General features: G+C 72.7%; 12 protein-coding genes. 7 read left to right on the forward strand and 5 right to left on the reverse strand.

All coding sequences use genetic code 11. The features are described from left to right. Positions 1–5: 5 nt before the first annotated feature. Both PT931_RS17590 and PT931_RS17595 read left to right on the forward strand, forming a co-directional pair. Entirely contained in the window at positions 6–851 is an 846-nt protein-coding gene (locus PT931_RS17590; protein WP_456246807.1) for an MHYT domain-containing protein, read from the forward strand. A 49-nt stretch (positions 852–900) separates the two neighbouring features. Next, complete coding sequence (locus tag PT931_RS17595) at positions 901–1,212, forward strand: GNAT family N-acetyltransferase (protein WP_456246808.1); 312 nt, start codon at positions 901–903, stop codon at positions 1,210–1,212. On the opposite strand, the gene PT931_RS17600 is transcribed toward PT931_RS17595, so the two are convergent. Then, the gene (locus tag PT931_RS17600) at positions 1,209–2,018 is read right to left on the reverse strand and encodes an IclR family transcriptional regulator (RefSeq protein ID WP_456246809.1); all 810 of its coding nucleotides are present in this window, start codon (positions 2,016–2,018) and stop codon (positions 1,209–1,211) included. The genes PT931_RS17595 and PT931_RS17600 overlap by 4 nt on opposite strands. Before the next feature lie 72 nt (positions 2,019–2,090). Between PT931_RS17600 and hutH the strand changes: the two genes are divergently transcribed. The 5 genes from hutH (at position 2,091) to PT931_RS17625 (ending at position 10,396) form a co-directional block, all read left to right on the forward strand. Then, positions 2,091–3,614 (forward strand): histidine ammonia-lyase, encoded by a 1,524-nt coding sequence (gene hutH / locus PT931_RS17605; RefSeq protein ID WP_456246810.1) that lies wholly within the window; start codon positions 2,091–2,093, stop codon positions 3,612–3,614. After that, positions 3,611–5,302 (forward strand): urocanate hydratase, encoded by a 1,692-nt coding sequence (gene hutU / locus PT931_RS17610; protein ID WP_456246811.1) that lies wholly within the window; start codon positions 3,611–3,613, stop codon positions 5,300–5,302. Before hutH ends, hutU begins: the two co-directional genes overlap by 4 nt. A 65-nt stretch (positions 5,303–5,367) precedes the next feature. Then, on the forward strand, positions 5,368–6,651 hold the full coding sequence (locus tag PT931_RS17615; RefSeq protein ID WP_456246812.1) for a formimidoylglutamate deiminase: 1,284 nt from the start codon (positions 5,368–5,370) through the stop codon (positions 6,649–6,651). 70 nt (positions 6,652–6,721) lie between these two features. Continuing rightward, positions 6,722–7,843, forward strand: a complete 1,122-nt coding sequence (gene hutI, locus PT931_RS17620) for an imidazolonepropionase (RefSeq protein WP_456246813.1) — start codon at positions 6,722–6,724, stop codon at positions 7,841–7,843. A 96-nt stretch (positions 7,844–7,939) separates the two neighbouring features. Beyond that, positions 7,940–10,396: a proprotein convertase P-domain-containing protein gene (locus PT931_RS17625; protein WP_456246814.1), complete on the forward strand. Its 2,457-nt coding sequence runs from the start codon at positions 7,940–7,942 to the stop codon at positions 10,394–10,396. Positions 10,397–10,474: 78 nt separating this feature from the next. Here the strand turns inward: PT931_RS17625 and PT931_RS17630 are convergent, their stop codons facing one another. The 4 genes from PT931_RS17630 to PT931_RS17645 all read right to left on the reverse strand — a co-directional run bounded on the left by PT931_RS17630 (position 10,475) and on the right by PT931_RS17645 (position 15,089). Then, entirely contained in the window at positions 10,475–10,822 is a 348-nt protein-coding gene (locus PT931_RS17630) for a hypothetical protein (protein ID WP_456246815.1), read from the reverse strand. A 52-nt stretch (positions 10,823–10,874) separates the two neighbouring features. After that, on the reverse strand, positions 10,875–12,254 hold the full coding sequence (locus tag PT931_RS17635; protein ID WP_456246816.1) for a GntP family permease: 1,380 nt from the start codon (positions 12,252–12,254) through the stop codon (positions 10,875–10,877). 67 nt (positions 12,255–12,321) lie between these two features. Continuing rightward, positions 12,322–13,881 carry an N-acyl-D-amino-acid deacylase family protein gene (locus PT931_RS17640; protein ID WP_456246817.1) on the reverse strand — a complete coding sequence of 520 codons (1,560 nt, stop codon included), beginning with the start codon at positions 13,879–13,881 and terminating at the stop codon, positions 12,322–12,324. After that, complete coding sequence (locus PT931_RS17645; RefSeq protein WP_456246818.1) at positions 13,881–15,089, reverse strand: amino acid deaminase; 1,209 nt, start codon at positions 15,087–15,089, stop codon at positions 13,881–13,883. The genes PT931_RS17640 and PT931_RS17645 overlap by 1 nt, the downstream gene beginning before the upstream one ends. Between the last annotated feature and the right edge of the window lie 119 nt (positions 15,090–15,208).

The following is a 15,208-nucleotide window of genomic DNA, read 5'->3' on the forward strand; positions in this document are numbered from 1 at the left end:
GCGACATGGCTGAGTTGCATCAGTTCGCATATGGCTGGGTGAATCCGGTGATCTCGTACGTGATCGCGGCTTTCGGCTGCGCGATCGGACTGGTGTGCACAGCCCGGGCCCGCGCCGCGCTCAACGGGGCGCACCGCGAGAAATGGCTGGTCCTGGGGGCCGTCTCCATCGGCGGTACCGGGATCTGGCCCATGCACTTCATCGCGATGCTCGGCTTCGACGTCCCCGGCTCCATCGTCCGGTACGACGTGGCGCTCACCACCGCCAGCGCGCTGATCGCGATCCTCGCCGTCGGGATCGGTCTGTTCATCGTCGGACACGGCGGCGCGGGGCTGATCCGGATCCTGCTCGGCGGGATCTTCACCGGTCTCGGGGTGGCCGCGATGCACTACACCGGGATGGCCGCGATGCGGATGGGCGGCACGATCTCCTACGACCGGACGTACTTCGTCGCCTCGGTGCTGATCGCGGTCATCGCCTCGTCGGTGGCGCTGTGGTTCACGGTCAACGTCCGCGGCTGGGGCCCGGTCGTCCTCGCGGCCCTGATCATGGGCGTGGCCGTCGTGGGCATGCACTACACGGCGATGTTCGGGGTGCGGGTGCACCTGCACCGGATGGACAGCCCGATCGAGGGGGTCAGCCCGTTCCTGTTCGTCGCGCCGATCACCCTGCTGATCAGCTGCGCGCTGGTCATGCTGATCTTCAGCGTGCTGTCCCCGCCCGCCGAGGACGAGGACGACGTCGTCGCGGGGCTGTCCCCGATGGTCGACACCGCCCCGGAACGCGGGACGGCGCTGCTGCCCCGGCGGGTGGCCCGGTCCTTCAACCACCGGGCGTCGTCGCACTCGTAGCGCGGCGCACCTCCGGGGCCACCGCGCTCGGGGTCGTAGGCTGGGCGGCATGATCGAGATCCGGGACGAGCCCACCCAGTCGCGCTACGAGATCGCCGTGGACGGGGAGCTGGCCGGCTTCGCGGACTACACCCTGCGCAAGTCGGTGATCTCCTTCACGCACACCGAGGTGTTCCCGGCGTTCGGCGGCCGGGGGCTGGCCGGCCAGCTGATCGGCCACGCGCTCGACGACGCCCGGACCCGCAGGCTCGCCGTGCTGCCGTTCTGCCCGTTCGTGTGCAAATTCATCAACCAGAACCAGGAATACCTCGATCTGGTACCGGTGGACCAGCGCGGGAAGTTCGGCCTGCCCCAGGCCTAGTCCCCGAGGGGCGACCGCCCGCCGATCCGGGTGGTGAGCTGCGCCGCCGCGTGGCAGACCTCGGCCGCCAGGTCCGGCCACCGCTCCCCGCACTCGCCCGGACCGGCGGCCGTCCTGGCCCCGCGGCCCTCGGTCTCGCACTGGTGCCGGAACGTCACACTGATCGCCGCCACCGGCCGGCCCCCGTGGTCGAAGCTCGCCGCCGCCACCGACGCGAACCCGGGCGTGACGTGCCCGTCCTCCACGCTCCACTCCCGCTCGGCGGCCAGCAGCCGGCGCAAGGCGGCCAGGGTGCGCGGCCCCCGCCCGGTCCGGTCCACGAACGCCGACGCCCGGGGGAACAGCGCCCGGACCTGGGGCGCGGGCAGGTGCCCGAGCAGCGCCCGGCCGGCGGCGGTCAGGGGGGCCGGGAGCCGGACCCCGATGTCGGTGACCAGGGTCTGCGGCCTGCGCGGCTGCTCCTTGAGGAGGTAGAGCGTCTCGGGGCCGTGCAGCACCCCGAGGTGCGCGGTCCGTCCGGTCGAGTCGACCAGCGCTTGGAGCAGCGGCCGGGCGAGGCGTTCCAGGGGCTCGTGGCGCAGATAGGCCGAACCGAGCTCGAAGGAGGCCACGCCCAGGCCGTACCGGCGCTCCTCCGGGAGGTGGGTGACGAAGCCGGCGGCGGCCAGCTCGGCGAGCAGGTGGTAGGTGGTCGACCGGGGGAGGCCCAGCTCCCTGGCCAGCGTGGCGGCCGACTGCGGGCCGGGCCGGGCCGCGAGGTGCCGCAGCAGCGCGAGCCCGTTGCGCAGGGCGGGGACATCCGTCATATGTCTGGGATACCAGACACCATCTCCCCCGAAGCGCACCGGGGTCGGGGAAAAGAGGATGGGATGAGGGGCATGAAGGTACTCGTCGGCCCAGCCCCTCTCACCCCCCGCGAGGTCGTCGCGGTCGCCCGGCACGGTGCGGCCGTCGAGTTGACCCCCGAAGCCCTGGAGGCGCTCGCCCGCGCCCGGGTCGCCATCGAGGCGCTCGCCGAGGCCGAGACCCCCTCCTACGGGGTCTCCACCGGCTTCGGCGCGCTCGCCACCCGGCACATCGCGCCCGAACTGCGCGCCCAGCTCCAGAAGTCCCTGGTCCGGTCGCACGCGGCCGGCGCCGGGCCCGAGGTCGAGGAGGAGGTGGTCCGCGCGCTGATGCTGCTGCGGCTGCACACCCTCGCCACCGGGCACACCGGGGTCCGCCCCGACACGGCGTCGACCATGGCCGCCCTGCTCAACGCGCGGATCACCCCGGTCGTGCACGAGTACGGCTCGCTCGGCTGCTCCGGCGACCTCGCCCCGCTGTCCGCGTGCGCGCTGGCGCTGATGGGCGAGGGTCAGGTCCGGGTCGACGGCGTGCTCCAGCCGGCCGCCGAGGCGATGGCCAAGGCCGGCATCACCCCGGTCGAGCTGCGCGAGAAGGAGGGCCTGGCCCTCATCAACGGCACCGACGGCATGCTCGGCATGCTCGTGCTGGCCCTGGAGGACCTGCGCGACCTCCTCGACGTCGCCGACATCACCGCCGCGATGACCATCGAGGCGCTGCTCGCCACCGACCGGGTGTTCGCCCCCGACCTGCACGCGCTGCGCCCGCACCCGGGCCAGCAGGTGTCCGCGGCCCGGCTGACCCGGATCCTCCGCGACTCGCCCATCGTGGCCAGCCACCGGGGCCCGGACTGCAACCGGGTCCAGGACGCGTACTCGCTGCGCTGCACCCCCCAGGTGCACGGCGCCGCCCGCGACACCGCCGACTACTGCGGCATCGTGGCCGGCCGCGAGCTGGCCAGCGCCGTCGACAACCCGGTGGTCCTCGACGACGGCCGGGTGGAGTCCAACGGCAACTTCCACGGCGCGCCGGTCGCGTACGCGCTGGACTTCCTGGCCATCCCGATCGCGGACGTCGCCAGCATCAGCGAGCGCCGGACCGACCGGATGCTCGACGTGCACCGCTCGCACGGGCTGCCCGCGTTCCTCGCCGACGACCCGGGGGTGGACTCGGGGCACATGATCGCGCAGTACACCCAGGCGGCGATCGTCAGCGAGCTCAAGCGCCTGGCGAACCCGGCCTCCGTGGACTCGATCCCGTCGAGCGCCATGCAGGAGGACCACGTGTCCATGGGCTGGAGCGCGGCCCGCAAGCTGCGCCGGTCCGTCGACGGCCTGCGCAAGGTGCTCGCCGTCGAGCTGCTCACCGCCGCCCGGGCCCTGGACCTGCGCGCGCCGCTGGTGCCCGCCCCGGCGACGGCCGCAGCGGTGGCCGCGCTGCGCGTACTCGTCGAGGGTCCCGGCCCCGACCGGCACCTGGCTCCGGAGATCGCGGCGGCCGAAGAACTCATCCTCAGCGGCACCCTGCTCGCCGTCGTCCAGAAGGAGATCGCATGACCACCCCCGGCCCCCGCACGGTGCGGTCCCCGCACGGCACCACGCTGCACACGAAGAACTGGCAGACCGAGGCCGCGCTGCGGATGCTGCTGAACAACCTCGACCCGGACGTGGCCGAGCGCCCCGACGACCTGGTGGTCTACGGCGGCACCGGCAAGGCCGCCCGGGACTGGGCCAGCTTCGAGGCCATCGCCCGCGCGCTGGCCACCCTGGAGGCCGACGAGACCCTGCTGGTCCAGTCGGGCCGGCCGGTCGGCGTGTTCCGCACCCACGAGTGGGCGCCGCGGGTCCTGATCGCCAACTCCAACCTGGTCGGCGACTGGGCCAACTGGCCCGAGTTCCGCCGGCTGGAGCAGCTCGGCCTGACCATGTACGGCCAGATGACCGCCGGCTCGTGGATCTACATCGGCACCCAGGGCATCCTCCAGGGCACCTACGAGACCTTCGCGGCCGTGGCGCACAAGCGGTTCGGCGGCACCCTGGCCGGCACCCTGACCCTGACCGGCGGCTGCGGCGGGATGGGCGGCGCGCAGCCCCTCGCGGTCACCATGAACAACGGCGTCTGCCTGGTCGTGGACGTCGACGCCGCGCGCCTGCGCCGCCGGGTCGAGACCCGCTACCTGGACACCGTCGCCGACGACCTGGACCACGCGGTGTCTCTCGCGTTGGCGGCCAAGGAAGCCCGGGAGCCGTTGTCCATCGGCATCGTCGGCAACTGCGCGACCGTCTTCCCCGAGCTGCTCCGTCGCGGGGTGCCGATCGACATCGTCACCGACCAGACGAGCGCGCACGACCCGCTGTCCTACCTGCCCGAGGGTGTCTCCCTGGAGGACGGGCCGGACTACGCGGCGAAGAAGCCGGCGGAGTACACGGACCGGGCGCGGCAGTCGATGGCCAAGCACGTCGAGGCGATGGTCGGCTTCCAGGACGCCGGCGCCGAGGTGTTCGACTACGGCAACGCGCTGCGCGGCGAGGCCAAACTCGGCGGGTACGAGCGCGCGTTCGACTTCCCCGGCTTCGTACCGGCGTACATCCGGCCGCTGTTCTGCGAGGGCAAGGGTCCCTTCCGCTGGGCGGCGCTCTCCGGCGACCCGGCCGACATCGCGGCCACCGACAAGGCGATCCTCGAACTCTTCCCGGAGAACGAGTCGCTCGCCCGGTGGATCAAGCTGGCCGGCGAGAAGGTCGCCTTCCAGGGCCTGCCGGCCCGGATCTGCTGGCTCGGGTACGGCGAGCGGCACCTCGCGGGCCTCAAGTTCAACGAGATGGTCGCGTCCGGCGAGCTCAAGGCCCCGATCGTGATCGGCCGCGACCACCTGGACTGCGGCTCGGTGGCGTCCCCGCAGCGGGAGACCGAGTCGATGGCAGACGGGTCCGACGCCATCGCGGACTGGCCGATCCTGAACGCGCTGCTCAACACCGCCTCGGGCGCCTCGTGGGTGTCGCTGCACCACGGCGGCGGGGTCGGCATCGGCCGGTCCATCCACGCCGGCCAGGTGTGCGTCGCGGACGGCACGGAACTGGCCGCCCGGAAGATCGAGCGGGTGCTCACCAACGACCCGGGGATGGGCGTGATCCGGCACGTGGACGCCGGGTACTCCATCGCCGAAGAGGTGGCGGCCGAGATGGGCGTCCGGATCCCGATGCGCGAGTCGGGCGCCGTGCCCGGACCGGCACTGGGACAGTAGGGATCGTGCGGGGAGGCGGCCACCGGGCTGCCTCCCCTTCGCGTCGAGAAAGCTGAGGAGTGGCGTTGCAGGTCTTCTGGTGTGAGCACGCCTGGCTGCCCGACGGGCCCGCCGACGGGGTGCTGATCGTGGTCGACGACGGCCGGATCGCCTCCGTGATGGTCGACCAGCCCCCGCAGGGCGAACGCCTGCCCGGCCTCACCCTGCCCGGCTTCGCCAACGCCCACTCGCACGCCTTCCACCGCGCGCTGCGGGGCCGCACGAAGGGCGACTCCTTCTGGAGCTGGCGCGAGGGCATGTACGCCCTCGCCGACCGCCTCACCCCGGACACCTACCTCCGGCTCGCGAGAGCGACATACGCCGAGATGGCCCTCGCCGGCGTCACCTCCGTCGGCGAGTTCCACTACCTGCACCACGGCCCCGGCGGCCGCCGCTACGCCGACCCGAACGCGATGGGCCAGGCCCTGATCCAGGCCGCCCGGGACGCCGGCATCCGCCTCACCCTGCTCGACACCTGCTACCTGGCCGGCGGCATCGGCGTCGCCCCCAACGAGACCCAGCTCCGGTTCTCCGACGGCGACGCGGCGGCCTGGCAGGACCGGGTGCGCGGGCTGCACGACGACCCGAACACCGTGATCGGCGCGGCGATCCACTCCGTCCGCGCCGTCCCGCGCGACCAACTGTCCGCAGTGGACAACGGCGGCCCGCTGCACGTGCACCTCTCCGAGCAGCCGGCGGAGAACGACCAGTGCCTCGCCGCGTACGGGGTCACACCCACCGCGCTGCTGCACGGTGCCGGTGTCCTCGGCCCCCGGACCAGCGCCGTGCACGCCACCCACCTCACGCCGGAGGACATCGGCCTGCTGGGCGCGACGCGTACCACCGCGTGTTTCTGCCCGACGACCGAAGCGGACCTGGCGGACGGCATCGGCCCGGCCCGCGAACTCGTCGACGCCGGCAGCCCGCTGTCCCTGGGCAGCGACCAGCACGCCCTGATCGACCCCCTCGAAGAGGCCCGCCGCCTCGAGCACCACGACCGGCTCCGCACCGGACAGCGCGGCCGGTTCACCGGCTCCGAGCTGGTCACGGCCCTGACGAACCACGCCAGCCTCGGCTGGGAGGGCGCGGGGACGATCGCGCCCGGTGCCGTGGCGGACCTGGTCGCGATCCGCACCGACACGGTCCGCACGGCCGGGGCGGCCCCCGCCCAACTGCTGCTCGCCGCGTCCGCCGCCGACATCTCCCGGGTCATCGTCGGCGGGTCGACGGTCGCCCGCGACGGGGAGCACGTGTCCCTCGGTAACGTAGGGATCCTGTTGCGGGACGCTATCGCGGAGGCACTTGAGTGAGTGAGCTTGCGACCGAACGCGGGAAATCAGAGTGCCGCGAGCGCGGCGCCGAGCGGAGCGAGGTGTCGCGGTGAGCCTGCTCATCAAGAACATCGGCGAACTCTTCGACGCCGAGGGCGACGCCCTGGTCATCGAGGGTGACCGGATCACCTGGATCGGCCACGGCGAACCGGCCGCCGACGAGGTCTTCGACGCCGAGGGCCGCGCCGTCCTGCCCGGCTGGGTGGACAGCCACAGCCACCTGGTGTTCGCGGGCGACCGCACCGCGGAGTTCACCGCCCGGATGGCCGGTCAGCCGTACGCGGCCGGCGGCATCTCCGTGACCACGAACGCGACCCGCGCCGCCACCGACGAGCAGCTGGCGGCGAACCTGGCCCGGCACGTCGCCGAGGCCGTCGCCGGTGGCACGACCTGCCTGGAGACGAAGACCGGCTACGGGCTCAACGTCCCCGACGAGGTGCGCTCGGCCCGGGTGATCGCCGGTTCGGACGTCGACGAGGGCACGTTCCTCGGCGCGCACCTCGTGCCGGCCGGCAGCACCGCCGACGACTACGTGAAACTCGTCGCGGGGGAGATGCTCGACGCGGTCGCGCCGTACGTGCGCTGGGCCGACGTGTTCTGCGAGCGCGGCGCGTTCGACTACGACCAGTCCCGGTACGTCCTGGAGGCGGCGGCGGCCAAGGGCCTCGGCCTGCGGGTGCACGGCAACCAGCTTGGCCCCGGCCCCGGCGTGCGGCTGGCCTGCGAGATGACGGCCGCCAGCGTCGACCACTGCACGTACCTGACCAGGGAGGACATCGCCATGCTCGCCGGGTGCGACACCGTGGCGACCCTGCTGCCCGCCTGCGACCTGTCCACCCGCCAGCCGCTGCCCGACGCGCGGGGGCTGCTCGACGCGGGGGCGACCGTGGCACTGGCGAGCAACTGCAACCCCGGGTCCTCGTACACGTCGTCGATGGCGTTCTGTGTGACCACGGCCGTGCTCCAGATGCGGATGACCGTGGCCGAGGCGGTGCGGGCGGCGACCCTGGGCGGGGCGTTGGCGCTGCGCCGGGACGACGTGGGCGTGCTGAAGGTCGGCGCCCGGGCGGACGTGCACGTCCTGGCGGCCCCGAGCGCGACCTGGCTGGCGTACCGGCCGGGGATGCCGTTGACCCACGCCGTGTGGCGGGCCGGGGCGCGGGTCGTGTGACACATCTCTATGCATCGATATCACGGGTTCGGTAGCCTGCTTCCACCGTTCGGTCGGTCCCCTCTCCACCGGACGGTCCCCTGTGGAGGAGGCACCATGCGACCTACCCCCCTACTCGTAGGCCTGACCACGCTCGTCGCGGTCCTGGCCCTCACCGCCGTCAGCGCCGAGGGCGCGGACCCCGGCCACACGCTGTCGGTGGCCGGCAGTTCCGAGCGCGTCAAGCTCGGTGCGGACGGCACCTACCAGGTCAGCCTGGACAACGGCCGGACCTGGAGCCGGTCGCGGCCCCAGGCCAGCCGGATCAAGCTGCGCAACCGGACGTTCGACCCCAAGGCCCAGGGCATGACCCTCGGCCGCCGGGTCGACGGCGGCGCGTACCTCGTCCAGTTCTCCGGCGCGCCCCTGGACAGCCAGCGCCGTGAACTGGCCCGGCTCGGCGCGCGGCTCGGCGCGTTCGTCCCCGACTTCGCGTACGTGGTCCGGATGGACCCGGCCACCCGCGCCAAGGTCGAATCCCTGCCGTACGTGCGCTGGGTCGGCGGCTACGAGGCGGCCGACAAGTACGACCCGGCCCCGACCGCCGGCCGGTACGCGATCACCCTCGTCGAGCGCGACACCCAGGACCAGAGCGACGTCGTGGACCGGATCCGGGCGCTCGGCGCGACCCTGGAGGCGGTGTCCGCCAGCCAGCGGCTCGTCGAGGCGACCCTGACCCCCGCCCAGGTGGCGTCCCTCGCCGGCCTCGGCGCGGTGCTCGCCCTCGACCCGGTCGGCGCCCCGGGCACCGACATGGACAAGGCCCGCGAGGACGGCGGCGCGAACGCGATCGAGACCGCCCGCGGGTACGCCGGCCAGGGCGTGCGCGGCGAGGTGATGGACGGCGGCCTGCGGGCCACGCACCAGGAGTTCGCCGCGAAGCCCCCGCTGGTGCACGGCGCGAACAGCTCGGACACCAGCCACGGCACGTCCACCTACGGCCAGATCTTCGCCTCCGGGGTCACCCCGGCCGCCCGGGGACTGCTGCCCCAGGCCCAGGGCATGATCGCCGCCTACGGCTCCGTCACCGACCGGTACGCGCACTCCGCACAGCTCGTCGACCCGACCGGCCCGTACCGCGCCGTGTTCCAGAGCAACAGCTGGGGCGGCACCCTGACCACGTCCTACACCTCCGTCTCGGCGGCCATGGACGACATCGTCTTCGACCACGACCTGCTGATCTGCCAGTCGCAGAGCAACGCCGGCACCCGCAGTTCCCGGCCGGAGGCGTGGGCGAAGAACGTGGTCAGCGTCGGCGGCCAGTACCACTACGACACCATCGGCCGGACCGACGACAAGTGGAGCGGCGGCGCGAGCATCGGCCCGGCCACCGACGGCCGGATCAAGCCCGAGCTGTCCAACTACTACGACGCGATCTACACGACCTCGTCGAGCAGCAACACCTCCTACACGAGCTCCTTTGGGGGTACCAGCGGCGCGACCCCGATCACCTGCGGCAACTTCGGCCTGCTGTACCAGATGTGGTCCGACGGGGTGTTCGCCGGCGCGCCCGGCCAGGCCCGGGACGTGTTCGACAGCCGCCCGCACGCCGCCACGGCCAAGGCGCTGATGGTCAACCAGGCGAACTCCTACGCGTTCACCGGCGAGACCGCCGACCTGACCCGCGTGCACCAGGGCTGGGGAACGGCCAGCGTCGGCAACCTGTACAACCAGGCGCAGGCCAATGGCTGGCGGCTCCCGATCCTCGTCAACGAGTCCGACCTGCTCGGCGTCGGCCAGAAGAAGACCTACACGATCACCACGGACGGTACGCAGCCCCTGAAGGCCACCATGGTCTACACGGACCCGCAGGGCTCGCCGACGGCGTCGGTCGCCCGGGTCAACGACCTGTCCCTGAAGGTCACGGCCCCCAACGGCACCGTGTACTGGGGCAACAACGGCCTGAAGGCCGGCAACTGGTCCACCTCGGGCGGGTCCTCCAACACCGTGGACACCACGGAGAACGTCCTGGTCCAGACCCCGGCGGCCGGCACTTGGACGATCGAGGTGCTCGCCGACGAGGTCAACGTGGACGGCCACCCGGAGACCCCGGCGACCGACGCGGACTACGCGCTGGTCGTGACGGCCAAGACCGGCGTCACCCCGACCCCCACGGCGTCCGCGAGCCCGTCGCCGTCCCCGTCCCCGTCGGCCTCCCCGACCACCGGGCCGCGGAAGTTCACCAACGACACCGACTTCGCGATCGCGGACAACTCCACGGTCGAGAGCCCGATCACGGTGAGCGGGGTGGCCGGCAACGCGCCCGCGACCCTCAAGGTGGACGTCAACATCCTGCACACCTACCGGGGTGACCTGGTCCTGTCCCTGGTCGCGCCGGACGGCACGGTGTACCTCCTGGAGGACTTCGTCAACAACGACAGCGCGGACAACGTGATCAAGCAGTACACGGTGAACGCGTCGTCCGAGGTCGCCAACGGGGTGTGGAAACTCCGGGTGGCGGACACGGCCACCATCGACACGGGCACCCTGACCACCTGGTCGGTGACCTTCTAGCCCCGGCGTCGCCCCGGGACCCGGTCCAGCCGAGGTCCCGGGGCCCGTACCCGACGCGTGGTGTCGACCGTGGTCGGCTCAGGCGAAGACGCGGGTGTACACGTCCGCCGCCGCCGGGGACAGTCCCCCGGGGGCGGCGGCCGGGTGGCCGAGGTCGCGCGCCGCCTCCAGGTGCATCTCCGCCCGTTCGAGGTCCACCGGCAGCCCGCCGCCGCGCAGGTAGTCCACGCCGAGGGTGAAGTGCTCGCCGGCCACCACGGCCTCGTCGTCCTGGAGCCCGCCGTCGAGCAGGTCGTCGATCAGCGGGTCGGCGGCCACGTGGCCGAAGTCGCGGGCGACCTGGAGCCAGCGGTACGCGAGCGGGGCCGGCAGGACGGCCAACCCCTCGAGGTCGCCCTGGCGGGCCATCTCCACAAAGTCGGTCATGAGCGCGACGGTATCGGGCGGATTGTTGTTCGGACAAGGTCCTCGGGGTGTTTCACAGTACGAGGCTCAACAGGCCCGCCATCGTGAAGCCGACGACCGACAGGATGGTTTCCAGCACGGTCCACGTCTTCAGGGTGTCCTTGACGGACATGTTGAAGTAGCGCGAGACGATCCAGAAGCCGCCGTCGTTGACGTGCGAGGCGATGATCGAACCGGCGGCGATCGCGCACGCCACCAGGGCGATCCTGGGCTGGCTGAGCCCGTCGGCGGCCACCAGCGGGGCGACGATGCCTCCGGTGGTCACGATCGCGACGGTCGCCGAGCCCTGGGCCAGGCGGAGGCCGCAACTGATCAGGTACGCCAGCACGATGGTCGGCAGGCCCGCCGACTTGAGCGTGCCGGCCAGCGCCGCGCCCACCCCCGTGGCGGAGATCACCTTCCCGAAGAACGCGCCCGCGCCGACCACGAGCAGGATCATGCCGATCGGTTTGAGGGAGGCGCCGGTGAGCGCGGCGAGTTCCGTACCCGTCATGCCCCGCCGGATGCCGAGCAGCCAGAAGGCGAGCAGGACCGCGATGGTCAGCGCGATCGACGGGTTGCCGAGGAACGTCAGGTAGGGCGTGACGGCGCTGGACGGCGCCCACACGTTGCTGAACGTCGCCCCGAGGATGAGCAGCAGCGGGATCCCGATGATCGCGCCCACCAGGCCCAGCGACACCGGCTGGTGGTCCTCGTCGGGCTCGGCGGCCACGAAGTCCGCCGGCACCTCGACCATGACCCGCCTGCCGATCCACATCGGCCACAGGATGCCCGCCACCGCGAACGCCGGCAGCCCGCAGGCCAGCCCCATCACGATGATCCAGCCCATGTCGACCCCGAGCAGGCCGGCGATCGCGACCGGGCCGGGGTGCGGGGGCAGGAACGCGTGGGTCATGGACAGGCCGGCGAGCAGGGGGAGCGCGTAGAGGACCAGGGAACGGCCGCCGCGCCGGGCCGCCACGTAGACCAGCGGGGCGAGGACGAAGATCCCGATGTCGAAGAACACCGGGATGCCGAAGATCAGGCCCGCGAGGCCCATCGCGACCGGCGCGCCCCGTTCCCCGAACGTCGACAGCAGCTTGCGGGTGAGCACCTCCGCCCCGCCGGACGCCTCCAGGATCGCGCCGAGCACCGTGCCCAGCCCGATGATCACGGCGATGTGGCCGAGGATGCCGCCGAAGCCGGTCTCCAGGATCGAGTCGCCGGACTTCAGGGCCGTGCCGACCAGTTTGCTGACCGGCAGGCCGGCGGCGAGCCCGAGGAGCAGGCCGGAGATCAGCAGGGCGATGAACGGTTCGAGCTTCACCCGGATGATGAGGACGAGCAGCACCGCGATGGCGAGCCCGCAGAGAACCAGCAGTCCGCCGGTCTCCTTCTGCAGCCAGTGGATCATGTGTGTTCCTTCGCCTGAGGGGACACCTGGCCGACAGGAGCACCGGCCAGGGCGTGCGCGGTGCTGGTCAGTGGGTGGTGCTCTCCGTGCCCCGGTCGCCGCGGCGCAGCGCCCGGCCCGGCAGCGCCCCGGTCGGCCGGCCGTCGGCGAGCACGGCGACGCCGTTGACGTACACGTGCGCGATGCCCTTCGCCGCCCGCCGGGGCTCGTCGAAGGTGGCCGTGTCGGTGATCTTCGCGGGATCGAAGACCACCAGATCAGCGTGGTACCCGACGTGGATCTGCCCCCGCTGTGTCAGCCGCAGCCGGCGCGCGGGCCGCCCGGTCATGTGCGCCACGCACTCCTCCAGGGACAGCACGCCCAGTTCGCGCACGTAGTGGCCCAGGTAGCGGGGGAAGGTGCCCCAGGCGCGCGGGTGCGGCCGGTCGCCGACCAGCAGGCCGTCGGAGCCCACGGTGTGCGCGGGGTGCCGCATGATGGCCCGGACGTTCTCCTCGTGCCCGACGTGCTGGAGGATCGTGGTGCCGAGCCGGTCGCGGACCAGCAGGTCGAGGAACGCGTCGGTGTCGCGCACCCGGGTGCCGACCAGGTGCGCGAGTTCCGGGTCGCGGACCCCGGCGATCTGGATCGTCTCCCAGTCGGTGACCACCCCGTGGCAGCCGTCGGAACCCTCGACCTCCATCGCGTGCCGGATCCGGTCGCGCACCCCCGGGTCCGCCAACCTCTCCAGGGTCGCCCCGGGGCCGCCCTCCGCCGCCCAGCTCGGCAGCAGCGCGGCGAGCGTGGTCGAGCCGGGCAGGTAGGGGTACGTGTCGAGGGTGATGTCGACCCCGGCGTGGTCGATCAGGTCGAGGAGTTCGCCGGCCCGGCCCTGGTTCACGCCGAAGTTCATCGTGGCGTGCGCGAGGTGCAGGGCACAGCCGGACTGCCGGGAGATCTCGATCATCTCCGCGTAGCCCTCCAGCGCGCCCTTGCCGTACGAGCGCTGGTGCGGGGCGTGGAACCCGTGGTACGAGGCCACCACCTGGCACAGCGCGACCAGCTCGGCGGTGTCGGCGTACATCCCCGGGACGTACGTCAGCCCGCTGGACATGCCCACGGCGCCCTCCTCCAGGCCCCGGGCGAGGATGGCGCGCATCCGGTCCAGCTCGGACGTCGTGGGCGGCCGGTTCTCCCAGCCCGTGACGAGGGCCCGCACCGAACCGTGCGGCACCAGGTAGCACGCGTTGACGGCGATGCCCTCGTCCAACCGGTCCAGGTACTCCCCGACGCTCCGCCACGACCAGTCGAAGCCGTCCGGGTCCCCGTTCCAGCCGGCGATCTGCTGCCGGAGCTGCGGGAGCGTGACGTCGTCCACCGGCGCGTACGACAGCCCGTCCTGGCCCAGCACCTCGCACGTCACGCCCTGGCTGATCTTCGCCACGTGGCTGGGCTCCAGCAGCAGCCGCAGGTCGGAGTGCGCGTGCATGTCGATGAACCCGGGCGCGAGCACCAGGCCGGACGCGTCGATCCCGTCCCCGCCGATCGCGCCGATCTGGGTGATCAGGCCGCTGGTGACGCGGACGTCGGCCCGGTAGCCGGGCGCGCCCGTGCCGTCGATGACCGTGGCGTCGCGGAAGACGACCATCAGAAGTACGTCCGGACCAGGTCGACGACGGTGTCCTCGGCGTCGAGCACCGGGATCAGCGTCCACTTGTCGAACATCGTGCACGGGTGCGACAGGCCCAAGCGGACCACGTCGCCGACCGCGAGGGCCGCCCCGGCGGGCAGCCGGAGGAAGGAGTGCTGGTCGTTGAGCGCGGACACGTGCGCGCCGGGCAGGTCCAGCGGCACGGGCAGCCCCTCGTCGTACGGGAAGTCGCGCTTGCCGCCGTCGAGGAGCGCCAGCCCGGGTTCGGGCCGGGACACCACCCGGGCCCAGCCCCGGGCCGCCGGCCGGAACGCCGCGCCGCCGCGCCTCGTCAGCGGGGAGACGCCCTGGAGGAAGAGGTCGTCGTGCGTGATGTAGGCCCCGGAGCGCAGCAGGACCGTCGCGCCCGTGGCCACCAGGGGGCCGAGGATGTCGCCGACCTGGTCGAAGTACGCACTGCCGCCGGCGCTCACCAGGCCCGCGTCGATCGCGCCCGCGAACCGGCCGAGGCGCTTGAGGTAGGTGTCCACGGCGGCCAGGCCCTCGGGGGAGGTGTCGTGGGCGAGGGCGCCCTCGTACCCGGCGGCGCCGACCAGGCGGAGCGCCGGGCTCTGCCGGACGGCCCGCGCGACGGCCACGGCCTCGTCGTCGTCGCGGCACCCGGTCCGGCCGCCGGGGGCACCGAGCTCGACGCACACGTCCACGGGCCGGCCGACGCCGCGCAGGGCCTCGGTCATCAGGTCCACGGTGCGGATGGAGTCCACCCACGACACGAACTCGAACGCCGGGTCGGCGTCCAGCTGCGCCCCGAGCCAGCGCAGCGCCCCCGGATCGACCAGGGCGTTGGCCAGCATGATCCGCCGGACCCCGAACGCGCGGCCGACCCGGACCTGGGCGGCGTTGGCGAGCGTGATGCCCCACGCTCCGGCGTCGAGCTGCTTCCGCCACAGCGCCGGGGCCATCGTGGTCTTGCCGTGCGGGGCGTGCGCGAGGCCGGACCGGGCGCACCAGTCCGCCATGGTGGACACGTTGTGGTCGAGCGCGTCGGCGTCGAGGGTCAGCAGCGGGGTACCGAGGTCGCTCCGGGCGGGCTTCGTCGCCAGGTACTCCCCGACGGTCGCGCCCCACGCGTCGGCGGGCACGGCCTTGAACCGCCAGTCGAGCCGCTCGTCGCGCAGCCTGTCCACCGCTGGGCCGTCGATCACCGCCACCACCTCCGTCTGCCCCGCGTCCACTTACCCACGGCCTCGCACTGCCATGCCCGGCCGCATCGTACCCCTCTGAGCTGTGTTGTTGCGCAGGATGCAACGTTCGTTGCGACCAG

The organism is Longispora urticae (genome assembly GCF_053902585.1).